Raw genomic sequence first — 13572 nt, forward strand, 5'->3', positions numbered from 1 at the left:
TCATATGTTGAATCAGGCCTATTGGTTAACGAACGTAAATTTGGAGCAGAGTTATGTGATGGATGGACAAGAAGTGACCGGAACACGGACAAGCTTATGTCACCTTCGCATTGAGAACGGAGTTATTGCAGAGATCAGAGGTATTGAAACAGCGCTTCAAAGTGCACTACCCAAATACGATTGTCACGGTCTGTTGTTGCTTCCTTCGTTCGAAGAGGCTCATATTCATCTGGACAAAACCTATTACGGAGAACCGTGGCAGGCGGTTAAGCGCATAGGCAGCATCTTCGAGCGTATTGAGGAGGAGCGGCAGTTGCTCCCGAAACTACTGCCTGAAGCTAGAAGTCAGGCAGAGCATATTTTACAGCTTATTCAGCGCTTAGGCTCTACGCATGTAAGGAGTCACTGTAACATTGAGCCGGTGAGTGGACTGAAACGATTAGAAGCAACCAAGCAGGCATTGGATGCATTCTCGGGCAAGCTTTCTTCCGAAATTGTAGCTTTTCCACAACATGGACTTCTTCGCTCCGATTCTGTTGGATGGATGGATCAGGCCATGGCTGAAGGCGCAACGCATGTAGGTGGACTAGATCCAGCTACTGTGGACGGAGATGTTGAGAGATCGTTGCATACGATGGTCGAGCTGGCTGTTCGTTATCAGGCAGGTATTGATATCCATCTGCATGAACGTGATGAAGCTGGGAAACAAACGTTGCAACAATTAGTTAAGCTAACCGAACAGGCAGGGCTTCATGGAAAAGTCACGGTGAGTCATGCGTTCTGGTTCGCTCATGCTGACGTGCAGGAAGCGGAAGAGATGGCCATTCAGATGGCATCCCTCGGTATGAGTGTGGCATCTACTGTGCCAATCGGCAGAACGATGATGCCTCTCCCGATGCTTCACCGCCATGGGGTGAAGGTCAAGCTGGGAACCGATAGTTTGACGGATCACTGGTCACCTTTTGGAAATGGAGATCAATTGGAGAAAGCGGGACGTTACGCAGAATTGTACGGATATTCGGATGAACTTTCCTTAGCTCAATCGCTAGGATTCGTTACGGGTGGCATAACTCCAATCGATGCCCAAGGGAATCAGGTTTGGCCGAAGGTAGGCGATACAGCCAGCTTTATGCTGGTTCACGCGAGTTGTTCCGCCGAGGCGGTTGCTCGAAGAGCCAAACGGCAGACCGTATGGTATGAAGGGCAATTGGTAAGTGGATCGATATAAACAAAAATGATCAACGCATGATATAGAGATGGAGAATGCATTAGCCACGGGAAACCGTGGTTTTTTTGTTCCATATATTATATGTCCATAAATGATTATCTGGGTTATGATGGAAGTATATGAAATATTTCGATGAAAGGCAGCTGGAATCTTCGTGAAGAAAAAAATGATATTAACTTCATTCTTGGTTGTATTGTTACTAAGCATCTCGACGATTACGTTAGCCAAGACCCATTTGAAGCTAGTCATTAAAGGGATGGAGCGACCTAATGTCGAGCCAAAGATTGTAGATGGCCGAGTGATGGTTCCATTGAATGAAGTAGCCAAGGCGCTAAATATGGATTTTAAGTATGATCGGAACCAAGGTGTTGTACAGCTACAGCCTAACATCTGGGATGGGGATTATTTTAAGTTTCACGAAGAGGAATGGATTAAGCTCAGAAATGTGATTGCCAAATATTTTATGGCTGTGGAAGAAAACGATCCGGAGATCGGGAAGTATACGACAAAAGAATTTAAGAGTACCTACGGTGAGGGTGCCGTGCAATTTCATGATCTGACTTATCAGGATGTGACGATGGAAGGTTCTGATTATCGGGTGAGAGTAAGCTGTGTGATCTATTATCAGGACAGTAACACCTTATACACAAGCTGGATGGATGTCATAGTAGATGGAGAGCAGAACAAAATCAAGGAGATCATTACTGTCGCAGGAGCTGGAACGCACTGGATTAAAGCATATGATATTTTTCCCGGTCATCACATTGTGACTTACCCTGAGGGGTAGAAGAAATACGTTTGCAAATAAAATCTTAAGAGAGGTGCAGCATGCGACCGAACATACCCTATCGTTTAATCCAAGCAGACTCATCTACATATGCAGCGTACTTCGCCACATATCGCAAAAATGTCTGGTTCAGACCGAGCTGGTCGGACATTCATTCTATGATGCTTGAAGCAACGGATTGTTATTGGATCTATAGTGCAGAGCATCGGATTGCTGGAATTTCTTTGGTTGATGATGAGCTAGGTTCCTTATTTATGATTCCACCGCATACGTTAACGAAGGAAACTGTTGAATTTTTGAAAGATTATATGATTCGCAAGAAGAGCAAACCTGATCAATTACATGCCTATAATGTTATGCCTGAACATATTTCGTTATTTGAACATGCTGAATTCAACAAGCTGAGCACTCGGAAATGTATGATCAGACCCACTGAGACATTGGAAAATCCTCTGACATCGAAGTTAAAACGTATCCGGCCTGAACGAGTCCACATGCCCAAACTAGCTGAGATCATGATCGAGGCTTATCGCGGCGGAGTAGAAGAACAGTCAATGGATGATTGTCAGAATGACCTCACATATTATTTTGATCATTATGAGCAGGATGAACTGCGCGGTGCTTCTTCTATTTTGGTTGAGCAAGATACGGAACGTATAGTTGGCTTCTGTCTTGTAACCTTGTGGGAAAATTTACCTTTAATCTATGATATCGCTGTGACCCCAGCCTATCGATCAGAGGGACTTGGAAGTTACTTGTTACATCATGCGATAACGACATTAGCACCTATCTATCCTGTCATTCGTCTGTTCGTTACACAGGGTAATCCCGCCGAGCATTTGTATATTAAAGTTGGATTCCTCTCAGGTGATGAACTGTCTCATCTCGTATGGTTTGGAACGAATCATCGGGGTTGATATGAACGAACATATGCTAGTTCAGAGGAGAAACAACGTATGAAAAGAAAACGGTCTATACGCAGGATGATCTATTTCGATCAAGAAGGTCAAGGTATAAGGCGGATAAATCTGACGAGAAAACTCCTCGTTGCGCTCGTAACCTCTCTTAGTTTTGCCTTCATTGTGAGCATTCCTTCAGTGAATGATATGGAGGGTTTCAGAGTCTATATGATCGTATTTCTGTTATTCGGTACACCGCCTATCTTCCTGATTGGTATCCCAAGCTCTATCCTGTTAGACAAGTGGTTAGTCCCAATTGCCGATAAGAACAAAGTGTACTTCATAGGGATACATGTAATCGCTTATGCGATGGTTGGTTTCCTAGGTACTTATTTATACCTTTTTGCGCTTAATATCGGTAAAGTAATAGAAGTTAGAGAAGTCTTATTCATGACCTTATATGGCATCATTGCTGCGGTGTTATTTTTCTTGATTGATGTAGGGATAAAGGGCTTAGTCCAAGCACGGAATGCAAATAACGAACAGAGGTGATGCAAATGATTCGAGAAGCCGAGGGCAAGGATGCGATTGCAGTTGAACGTCTATATCAAGAATTGTTACCGAATCATTCTGGAATTCATGTATTGCCTGAACGATTGGAAGAGATTCGAATCAACCCGAACAGTTACTTATTTGTATATGATGTGGATGGAAGTCTTGTGGGGACGGCGCATTTACATGTTTGTTTGGATGCCCTGAGTGGAACGAGACCCTTCGGTGTAGTTGAACGAGTGATCGTGACGCAGGAAATGCAGGGAAGAGGATATGGTTCGAGATTAATGGAGCACCTGGAAGAAGTCTGCAAGGAGAAAAATTGCGTTAAAGTGTTCCTTACCAGTAATGCATTGCGGCAAGACGCGCATCAATTTTATGATAAGTTAGGTTATGACGGTGAAGGAAGTAAGGCATTTAAGAAGTATTTGTAGAATCTGGGGATAACAGCGATCGGAAGGTTATTCTGTCATCGGAGTGGCAAGTGTAAATATTCTTTGATTCAAGTTATCTAGTAGTGTTCCAGAAAGGGGAGATACCATGCATTTTGTCATAACAGGTTTATCGATCTGCTCTATGCAAAGTCAGTACGTATGAACAACGGCGGTTGTTTGCATGGAGCCTAAATTATAGTCCGCCTTCATTTTCTGCACGAAAAAGAGTTCATCGGTTGACTTTGCTACCTTAAATATCAATTTTTTTAAGGAGCGAGCCAGATGAAATATACAAATGCTGATTCATTATTACCAGAAGAGTTATTACAAGAGATTCAACGATATGTGCATGGTGGGATGATCTATATTCCCAAGCGCAAGGATACCCATTCGAAGTGGGGAGAACAATCGGGCACCCGGGTTATGCTGAACCTAAGAAATCGCGAAATACGTGAGAAGTTTGCCGAAGGAGCTACGGTAGATCAGCTGATCGATCAATACGCGTTATCTTCGGACAGTATCAAAAAGATTGTATACTCTCGCAAAAATAAAGCGTAAATTATGAAAATCCATGTTAGAGCCATCTCTAATGTGGATTTTTCAGTATGTAAAGAATGAGTCCTACTCAATCCTTATCTATTTATGTCATTTGAATGTCCTTATACTGATACTGAATCGTCAACTGCTTAATATACAACTTATATCGAGAGGATGGAACATCAATGAACATTACTGTTGAATTAACCAATGAACAAACGAAATTCATCATTAACAATCTATATCCCATGTACTTACACGATCTGTCTGAAATATGGGGATTCAAACCTAACACCTATGGAATCTTTGAAGAAGATGAGACGAAGACATTAGCAGAGCAGAATAACGTTTTTGATATCTGGTGGTCGAAGCCAGGCATACTGTATCCATATCTAGTACGAGTAGAGGGTATCCCGGCAGGATTTGCTTTGGTGGCGACACCACCATACACACCTCATGGCAGCGACTTTTATATGAACGAATTTTTTATTTTGCGGCCGTACCGTGGGAAGGGGATTGCTGAGCATTTGGCTACTCATGTGATGAACCAGCACCGAGGTTCGTGGGAGGTGCAGACGAATGCAGCGGAAATCAATGTTAGGGCCCAGCAATTTTGGAAAAAGACATTGGAGCGATATACACTTGGCAAGTACCAACAAGACACACTGGAAGCTGATAAGGAAGGAACTAAATTAAAATTTACACTGAACAACCAAATTGTTGAATGAGGATAATTAAGGTAAATATGTAGTCACTTCGTGTATAATTAATAGCAGTAAATAGGAAGTAGTGGAAATGAAGGGAGTGAAAATCACCATGGTACAACCAAAAACAAAAGAAACCGACGGCAGTGTCATTGAGTTTATTGAAAGTGTAGAGAGTCCGAAGAAACGTGAGGATGCATATCAATTATTAGATATTTTTACAGAAACGACGGGATATGAAGCCAAGATGTGGGAACCGAGTATTATCGGATTCGGTAGCTATCATTATCGATATGAATCAGGACATGAAGGTGATGCACCGCTGGTTGGTTTTTCACCCCGCAAAGCCAAGATCAGTTTATATTTCGCGACAGGAGATACGCAGCGAGAGAAACTATTACAGGATTTTGGTAAACATACAACAGGAAAAGCTTGTGTCTACATTAACAAAGTTGCAGACATTGACGTACTTGTATTACAAGCGTTGATTGCACAATCGGTACGTTTCTTGCAAGAGAAGTATCCGAATCAATAGAGAGATTAGCTAAGGCTGAAAGACGAATAGGTCTATGAGTTATAAGCTAATCCTGTAAAGATTGGAGGATATAGATTTGAAGATCAACTATAGAGTTCTTAATATATCAACATGGTTAACGGTCTTATCTGTACTGCTCCTTCCTGGAAAAGTATACAACGAAGGAATATCGCGGACAGAATACGGGTTCCCGTTTCGATTTTTTACGCAATATCATCTGGGACATACAACGGGGCATCCTTGGTTTATTTCAGATGTATTCATTGGGCTAGGTGCGTTCATTATTAATGTTCTAATAATCTATTTCTTTATACACGTTGGCCTGTACATTAAGAACAGATGGGTTTCATCTCGTGTGAAACAGTGACCGCGAAGCACGCGGTTTTTTTCATTTTGGCGGATAATCTGATACTGTAAGAAGTGATTAATATGTATGAGGAGGGGAATTGTGACATTAGATTACGATTTCGAGGACACGATTTTTAGTGAGATTAACTTGGTTGAAGATTTGAATATCGCACTCAAAATGATCCAAAGTCAATCCACACTGGAGATGGCGGAAGAAGCCTACAAAGAATCACGGTATGCCGACTTTCTATCTCCAATTCTTCAAGTTTTATTAATTTATTATCAGAATAAAGACTTAACTACGAATAACATTAGAAACTCAACGAATAGTAGTACCGATCATGAAGAACTGAACGATGTGACATTCTGGAATTCTGTTCATGAAGGTGATTGGACAGCAGATGATTATGAGACTTTAACAAGCACAGGAACTCACTATAATTTTGATTTGTTCGATAATAGATTGATACAAATTGAAAATGATAGGTCGGTTGAGAAATACTGTGATTATCTGTTGTTAAGTGAGGAGACTGACGTAACTACAGAGGAAAAAATAGAAGTATTCGAAAGTCTATCTATATTATTTCCTAACTCATTGTTAGATATGAAATCAAAAAACTCACTTAAATATTTGAAAGTCTCAGAAGAATATGAAAAGTTGTTAAAGTTGGCTGATAATTTTGCTAATCAAAATAACATAATCGTTGACTCATCGAACAATCATACAATTTGGTTTAAATATATGTCTGGTAATCCAATTATTAAATTTTATTTGAAAGCTCCTTTAGAGACTATAGTGAAAGAAGATTACGATGAAGGAAATGAACTAAGTATATTCTGCTATGAAGGTGAAATTGAAAAAAACATTATACTAGCTACAAAATGGTTTGAATTAATCGGGTTTGACTTAGGAACAGAGTATTATAACCATATGCTCAATATCAAAAAAACAAATGAGGGATTATTTCCACAAGTGCACGAGAACATTTTCGCTTGTGGTGTTAAAACAACGACCATAAATAATGGAGTAGAATTGAGATCTTTTTTTAAACGTGTTAAAAAATCCACTACAACGATACGATAAAAAAATTTACACTATTTTCCTAGGACTCATATTGTAAGCATTGAAAAATAATCGTAATGGCTCTACATCCTCAAGAGAACGGACCTACGCCCTGGCGAGTGATCCTCAACAACCTGTCCTAAATCTTCATGTCTCGCATACCTATGGTATAGAGGGGAGCGTGATGAGGATGGAGCAGAAGGTACGGGATTATTTTGAGTTAAAGCAGCAGCAAAAGGAGATCGAGCAACGTCTTTCTGTCCTACGGGATGACATCTTGGGGTACTGCGCGGAGCAAGGTGTGTATGAGACAGAGCTTGGTGGGTATGTTGTAAAAACGGTGCTGCAGCACCGGAAAGAATATGATGATCAGAAGCTATACGCAGCTCTTCCAGATCCGGAAATCTGGCGTTTACTGTCCAAGGTGGACAACAACAAGCTCAAGAGTCTGCTCAAGCTCAATGTGCTCTCCGAGGAGCAGATTAGCTCCGCAGTTACCGTGAAGCCAGTCACCTTATTACAGGTGGACAAGTTGTAAGTCACAAGGGAACAAATGTAGCCAATGAAACAAATGAAGCGAGTTAAATGAGCTAAACGCCTTCCACATCCATTGTCGTTAATAGCGACGAATGAGGAGAGGCGTATTTTTGTATGAACAGACGATTGGTTCAATCTATGGGGGTAAGAAGTTTAATTTGTTCATAGTAAGCGTATTCATAAAGAGATATGATGAGATTAAAACCTTCGGGAGGAATGAAACATGTCGAAAGAGATTCCATCTTTGCACCATGCATTCCGAGACAATTTCAAAATCGGTGCCGCTGTTCATACAGGCCTTATACGCACAGAAGGTGATTTTATTGCCCATCATTATAACAGCATCACTGCAGAGAATCAGATGAAATTTGAAGAGATTCATCCAGAAGAGGAACGTTATGTGTTTGAGGCAGGTGATGAAATCGTTGATTTCGCGGTTCGTAACGGGATGTCCGTTCGTGGACATACGTTAGTGTGGCATAACCAGACATCAGATTGGGTGTTTCAAGATCCAGCTGGTGGTACGGCGTCTAGAGAATTATTACTATCACGCCTGAAGTCACATATCGATACAGTGGTTGGACGTTACAAAGGCCATATCAGCGCTTGGGATGTTGTTAATGAAGCCATTGAAGATAAGACAGATCTGACGATGCGGGATACCAAGTGGCTTCAGATTCTGGGGGAGGACTATCTGCTCCAAGCGTTCCGCTTAGCTCATGCGGCTGACCCTCAAGCCTTGCTGTTCTATAACGATTACAATGAGACTGATCCGGTGAAACGGGAAAAGATTTACGAACTGGTCAAAGGTTTATTGGAAAAGGGTGCGCCTATTCATGGTATTGGCATGCAGGGGCATTGGAATATTCATGGTCCATCCATTGAGGATATTCGCATGGCGATCGAACGTTACGCATCACTAAATGTGCAGCTTCATATCACCGAACTGGATTTGTCTGTATTCCGCCATGAAGATCGAAGAATCGATCTGATCGAACCAACCGCTGAAATGATGGAATTACAGGAGCAACGCTATGAAGAGATTTTCCGTCTGTTCCTTGAATATCAGGCTTCGATTACCTCGGTGACTTTCTGGGGAACATCGGATCACTACACATGGTTAGACAATTTTCCTGTACGTGGACGCAAGAACTGGCCATTCGTATTTGATCAACAGCGACAGCCCAAGGAATCGTTCTCGCGTCTGTTAAACACGGCAAAAGGAAGTGCACCTACAAGTAGGGGAATCTCTTAGACCAGTAAGTCTCACATAACGAGGTTATCAATAGTTGTGCTTAATGTGTTCTGAATAACGGAGAGCCTTACTCATCCAGACCTTATTAAGGTTGTGGAGGTAAGGCTTTTCAGGATGTATGTAGAAAAATTTCTATTGTCGCATGGGTCACATGATGCCATACTGGATACAAAAATGGAAATGGAAGGTGGGTTCATGCACAAGGTCATTGTGGCAGATGATGAGCCGTATACACTGGAAGGCTGGAGAACGATGATTGACTGGCAGGCTTGTGGCTATGAATTGTGTGGTACGGCGACGGACGGTGAAGAGGCACTTTCCTTAATCGGTCAGGTTGAACCGGATCTGGTTGTGACCGATATTCAAATGCCTGTGCTGGATGGTCTGGGTCTAATCCGAACGATGCGTGAGGAAATGAAAAATAATGCCAAAATCGTTATTGCCACAGGGTATTCCGAATTTGGTTATGCCAAGCAGGCGATCCAGTATCAAGTTGACGAGTATGTGCTCAAACCGTTGGTTACCGAAGAGATTCATCAGATTTTGCTGGAGCTCATTACACCATTGAACAAGCGTAGAGATGAGAAAAAATACACCAGAACAATTGATTCCGGGAATGAAGTGACTACCCACAGATCCATGGGATTAGACGCGCCAGAGCATTACGATCATGAAGGGATGCTTTCTTTGTCGAGACATCTGTTGGGTGCGATTGAAGCAGGTGAAGTTAGTGAAATCCAAGCTGTGGTGGATAAGATACTACGTTTGATCGTGAGATCTGAAATGTCCCTGAGCCAGGCTCAAAGCGTCATCCGATATATGCATGGTGAGTTATTACGTAAGTTCAGCGAAAAGAAAGATTGTATGCTGTTGCTCCAGGATAGAGCATGGCATGAAGCCGAGAGCTGGACATCTGGCAAATTAAAAGGGCTTTGCATCCAATTATCAGAACGTCTATCTCAGTCCTTACCCAAGAAGTCTTCCATGAGAAGTCCGGTAGCCGAAGCGATTGAATATTTGAATGAGCATTATTGTACGAAAATAAAACTACAAGATATCGCCCAGCGAATTCATGTGAATTCGGCTTATCTCGGTCAGCAGTTCAAGCAGGAAGTAGGCGTAAGCTTCAGCGAATATATTCATAGGCTGCGGATTGAGGAAGCGCGTAGATTACTCCGCCGAACCCATATGAAAATTTCGGATATTGCATCCAAGCTTGGCTATCACGATGCAGAATATTTTACAGATAAATTTAAAGCGCTTACAGGTGAACTGCCATCTGTCTACAAAAACAAAAGTCAAGGGTGATCATGTGCGAAGAAATAGATGGATGTTTCACAAGGTCAATGATATTCCTCTTCGATCGAAGCTACTGCTAATCTATATCTTCAGCATTCTTCTGCCGGTCATAATCATTAATGTATTCTTCTATCAGCGGACCTCTTCGGATATCAAAATACGGGAAGAAGAAAACTTACGTAAATCCATTGAACGGGCGGCAGGAGAATTGCTGGGCATGATTGATGAGAGTGTGGCCTTGAGCCGGATTATTGCAGCCGATGATACGTTATATCAGGCGCTAGATCAGACGTATGACTCGCCTGTTGAGTATTACAATCAATATGACGAATTTCTTCGCGACAAGTTGACACGATATATGTCAGCCAACATTCTAGAGGTTCGCATATTAACGGATAACGACACCATTCAGACGGGCAGTCATTACGCTGTCATTGGGCAGGGGGAGCGGGCGGTTCCGGGGATGGAGCGCTTGAAGGAAACCAAAGGCGGAATTTTGGTTGTGGATTATGATGAAACCACATTGTTTCATCCAGGCAAACGCATTAGTGTGATTGGCAAAATGGATACATATACGTCGTATTCAACCTATGCCAAATATTCAAAAATCGATCTGCAGCTCAGTCGAGTGTACAGCATTTTGAATCGTGAAACGAATAGTCTGCAGCTTCGTCTGGTTGACGAGAATAATCGGGTTGTCGTGTCTAGCGATCAGTCCCAGCAGGCTGCAATCCAAAGTTCGTCTTCATCAACAGATGAGGGGAACTCCAGATATCGTTTAGAGCAAACATTAGGCAACCTTGATTATCTAAAGGGATGGAAATTAATTGGGGTCGCCAACACGGCTCATCTGGATCAGTTGCTGGCAGAAGCACGTAACTCGATCTTATGGCTCGCATTGATTAGCACGATTATTCCTTCAGTGCTGATTTATATTATTCTTCGTTCGTATCATTATCGCATTCAGAAGCTGTCTAAGCATATGAAGAGAGTGCGCAATGATCGTTTTGATGTGATTGAAATTCAAGAGGGCCGTGATGAGATTGGTGGATTGATCCGTACATTTAATATGATGGTTGGCAAAATTCATTCCCTCATTAACGATGTCTACAAATTAGAAATTAGACAAAAGGACCTCGAACTTGATCGGGTTAGAACGGAGTTGTCGATGCTTCAAAGTCAGATGAATCCCCATTTTTTGTTCAATACGTTGAATGCACTACTCGTTGTCAGCACGAAAAATGGTTATACGGAAGTTACTGAAATTATAAAAAGCTTATCCTTGCTCATGCGGCAATTACTCAGTAGATCAGACAACCTTGTACCCCTGCAGGAGGAGCTGCAATTCACGTCGCTCTATTTGCAGATTGAAAAATTTAGGTTTGGTGATCTGTTCAATTATACCTTCGAGATCGATCCTGAAGCGGACTCACTTCGAATTCCACGCATGAGCATTCAGCCTCTGGTAGAAAATGCTTGTAAGCATGGATTACAGGCTCGGAAGAATGGTCGGCTAATTCGAGTAACGGCCAGGCTGACGAAGTCTGGTTTGGATATTCGAGTAATTGACAATGGGGTTGGCATGGATGAGGGGAAGCTGAATCAACTCATGCGGGACGTACGTTCCGATCGCGTGTTGGACGGTCATGTGGGTATACGTAACGTCTACAGACGGCTTGAGCTTTTTTATGAGGGAGCGGCTATATTTAACATTCGTAGTGGACTAGATGAAGGAACGGAAGCAGGATTTCTCATTCCATTCTCGATTATGGAGACGAAAGGTTAGGAGGAATGAACATGTATAAGGTTCTTCTTGTGGATGATGAACCGTTTGCGATTGAGGGGCTACAACTGTTGATCGATTGGGAGAAGCATGGATTTGAAATAAACGGTGTATGTGCCAACGGAGAGGATGCTGTAGATGCAATTTCCCGTGAGCAACCTGACCTGGTTGTAACTGATATTAGGATGCCAGTCATGAATGGGTTAGAACTCATTGAGGAAGCTCGCCGGCTGGGTCATCAGTCAACGTTGTTTGTCATCACGAGTGGGTACAGTGACTTCAATTATGCCAGACAGGCGATACGGCTCGGCGTGTCCCATTATTTGACCAAACCGGTGATCGAGTCTGAAGCGGACGATGTGTTGCAACGATTAAGACAAGAATTGATGAACCGGGAAGCGCACGATCTCATGTTGCATCAGGCTCATATTCAGCGAACGAAGCAAGCTTTGCTTGCGATGGTCACGAATCAAGATCAGGCAGAACTGGGTGAGGAGATCGATGAGGTTGTCCATGAGTTATCTGCCAAAGCAAGGAAGTGGGTCTACTTGCTTGTGATGATTCAAGGGGATGGCGCAAGTGCCAAACAGGTAATCGAACAATTTATGGAGGGTGAGCCTTGCGGATATTTGCTGGATGCCGAATGGAGTCCTTATGGCATAGTTTGGGGTGGCTCTAGCGAGGATTTTACTGAATCGGATTACGATTTACGGCAATTTGCAGAGCGACTCTTGAACGTTCTAGACCAGCACTTTCTTGATCAGCCCGCAGGAGAAAGTCGGGTGCAAATAGCTGTAGGCTGTCCTGTCAGCCAAGTGCAAGAATTAACGGTCTCTTACCGTGCTGCCGCAGAAGCAGGACGTTTTTTATTTTTTGATGATACCCCGCTTCTGTACGCAGAGGACATGAATGAGCAGCATTTGCTGTTTGATCCAGATACATTAAGGGAAGCAGATCTCATTATGGAGCTAATCGAAAACGGTTCCGGGGCAGAATTATCGACGTCTATCTGGCGAGCGTTCAATACATTCAAAGATCAGATGGCTGCACCAGAGCTGGTTCATATTTTTGCAACCCAGATTATGTTTCGCGGACTTTCACTCTTCAAGGAACTGGGCGGAGAACCGAATGCATTGATGCAGGACTCAGCGCTCCATCTCCATGAACGGCGTTATCAGAATATTGAGGAGACAGCCAGGATGTTAGAAGCGTTCTGTCTCAAATGCCAATCGGAGATCGGGACGCTGCGAGAACGACGTGTGGGTGGAACCCAGGCTATGGTAGCTGAATACGTCCACAATCATTATAAGGAAACCATCACGATTAAAGAGCTCGCCGAGCGATTCTATATTCATCCGGTTCATCTAGGCCAATCCTTTATGCGTAAATATGGCAAAGGGGTGCTTGATCTCGTGCATGATCTGAGAATGGAGGAAGCGAAGCAACAGCTTCGAGAGACTGACCAGGCATTGTATATTATTGCTGAACAGGTAGGCTACCGCAGCTATCAGCATTTTCTGAAACAGTTTGAGAAAAGGGTGGGCATGAAACCAGCAGAATACAGGCTGCAATCTACGCTTTGAACGTGATAAAGACGACTTGTTCGTCGTT

General features: G+C 42.8%; 14 protein-coding genes. All 14 read left to right on the plus strand.

Features of this window, described 5'->3' with window-relative positions; all coding sequences use genetic code 11:
* The first annotated feature begins 4 nt into the window (after positions 1–4).
* The 14 genes from M3636_RS00710 (at position 5) to M3636_RS00775 (ending at position 13544) form a co-directional block, all read left to right on the plus strand.
* A complete protein-coding gene (locus tag M3636_RS00710) occupies positions 5–1228 on the plus strand; it encodes an amidohydrolase (protein ID WP_483311496.1) in 1224 nt (407 codons plus the stop codon).
* A 154-nt stretch (positions 1229–1382) separates the two neighbouring features.
* Entirely contained in the window at positions 1383–2015 is a 633-nt protein-coding gene (locus tag M3636_RS00715; RefSeq protein WP_251380965.1) for a stalk domain-containing protein, read from the plus strand.
* A 41-nt stretch (positions 2016–2056) separates the two neighbouring features.
* Positions 2057–2932 carry a GNAT family N-acetyltransferase gene (locus tag M3636_RS00720; RefSeq protein ID WP_251380966.1) on the plus strand — a complete coding sequence of 292 codons (876 nt, stop codon included), beginning with the start codon at positions 2057–2059 and terminating at the stop codon, positions 2930–2932.
* A 39-nt stretch (positions 2933–2971) separates the two neighbouring features.
* Complete coding sequence (locus tag M3636_RS00725; RefSeq protein WP_251380967.1) at positions 2972–3466, plus strand: hypothetical protein; 495 nt, start codon at positions 2972–2974, stop codon at positions 3464–3466.
* Between the two features lie 5 nt (positions 3467–3471).
* A complete protein-coding gene (locus M3636_RS00730) occupies positions 3472–3900 on the plus strand; it encodes a GNAT family N-acetyltransferase (protein WP_251380968.1) in 429 nt (142 codons plus the stop codon).
* Between the two features lie 282 nt (positions 3901–4182).
* Positions 4183–4458: a CD3324 family protein gene (locus M3636_RS00735; protein WP_128103179.1), complete on the plus strand. Its 276-nt coding sequence runs from the start codon at positions 4183–4185 to the stop codon at positions 4456–4458.
* Positions 4459–4622: 164 nt separating this feature from the next.
* Positions 4623–5165, plus strand: coding sequence for a GNAT family N-acetyltransferase (locus M3636_RS00740; RefSeq protein ID WP_128103178.1), 543 nt, complete (start codon positions 4623–4625; stop codon positions 5163–5165).
* 88 nt (positions 5166–5253) lie between these two features.
* A complete protein-coding gene (locus M3636_RS00745; RefSeq protein WP_251382464.1) occupies positions 5254–5676 on the plus strand; it encodes a DUF1801 domain-containing protein in 423 nt (140 codons plus the stop codon).
* A gap of 448 nt (positions 5677–6124) precedes the next feature.
* On the plus strand, positions 6125–7108 hold the full coding sequence (locus M3636_RS00750; RefSeq protein ID WP_251380969.1) for a hypothetical protein: 984 nt from the start codon (positions 6125–6127) through the stop codon (positions 7106–7108).
* 163 nt (positions 7109–7271) lie between these two features.
* The gene (locus M3636_RS00755) at positions 7272–7625 is read left to right on the plus strand and encodes a hypothetical protein (RefSeq protein ID WP_251380970.1); all 354 of its coding nucleotides are present in this window, start codon (positions 7272–7274) and stop codon (positions 7623–7625) included.
* Between the two features lie 222 nt (positions 7626–7847).
* Positions 7848–8879: an endo-1,4-beta-xylanase gene (locus M3636_RS00760; RefSeq protein ID WP_251380971.1), complete on the plus strand. Its 1032-nt coding sequence runs from the start codon at positions 7848–7850 to the stop codon at positions 8877–8879.
* A gap of 114 nt (positions 8880–8993) precedes the next feature.
* The gene (locus M3636_RS00765; RefSeq protein WP_251380972.1) at positions 8994–10187 is read left to right on the plus strand and encodes a helix-turn-helix domain-containing protein; all 1194 of its coding nucleotides are present in this window, start codon (positions 8994–8996) and stop codon (positions 10185–10187) included.
* Between the two features lie 4 nt (positions 10188–10191).
* Positions 10192–11964, plus strand: coding sequence for a sensor histidine kinase (locus M3636_RS00770; RefSeq protein ID WP_251380973.1), 1773 nt, complete (start codon positions 10192–10194; stop codon positions 11962–11964).
* An 11-nt stretch (positions 11965–11975) separates the two neighbouring features.
* The gene (locus M3636_RS00775) at positions 11976–13544 is read left to right on the plus strand and encodes a response regulator (protein ID WP_251380974.1); all 1569 of its coding nucleotides are present in this window, start codon (positions 11976–11978) and stop codon (positions 13542–13544) included.
* Positions 13545–13572: the final 28 nt, after the last annotated feature.

This window comes from Paenibacillus sp. MER 99-2 (genome assembly GCF_023714095.1).
GTDB lineage: Bacteria > Bacillota > Bacilli > Paenibacillales > Paenibacillaceae > Paenibacillus.

Coding starts and splice junctions, on each gene's coding strand:
- M3636_RS00760 (WP_251380971.1), top strand. CDS start 7,848: ATGTCGAAAGAGATTCCATCTTTGCACCATGCATTCCGAGACAATTTC.
- M3636_RS00710 (WP_483311496.1), top strand. CDS start 5: ATGTTGAATCAGGCCTATTGGTTAACGAACGTAAATTTGGAGCAGAGT.
- M3636_RS00740 (WP_128103178.1), top strand. CDS start 4,623: ATGAACATTACTGTTGAATTAACCAATGAACAAACGAAATTCATCATT.
- M3636_RS00755 (WP_251380970.1), top strand. CDS start 7,272: ATGAGGATGGAGCAGAAGGTACGGGATTATTTTGAGTTAAAGCAGCAG.
- M3636_RS00720 (WP_251380966.1), top strand. CDS start 2,057: ATGCGACCGAACATACCCTATCGTTTAATCCAAGCAGACTCATCTACA.
- M3636_RS00765 (WP_251380972.1), top strand. CDS start 8,994: ATGTATGTAGAAAAATTTCTATTGTCGCATGGGTCACATGATGCCATA.
- M3636_RS00745 (WP_251382464.1), top strand. CDS start 5,254: ATGGTACAACCAAAAACAAAAGAAACCGACGGCAGTGTCATTGAGTTT.
- M3636_RS00725 (WP_251380967.1), top strand. CDS start 2,972: ATGAAAAGAAAACGGTCTATACGCAGGATGATCTATTTCGATCAAGAA.
- M3636_RS00735 (WP_128103179.1), top strand. CDS start 4,183: ATGAAATATACAAATGCTGATTCATTATTACCAGAAGAGTTATTACAA.
- M3636_RS00730 (WP_251380968.1), top strand. CDS start 3,472: ATGATTCGAGAAGCCGAGGGCAAGGATGCGATTGCAGTTGAACGTCTA.
- M3636_RS00775 (WP_251380974.1), top strand. CDS start 11,976: ATGTATAAGGTTCTTCTTGTGGATGATGAACCGTTTGCGATTGAGGGG.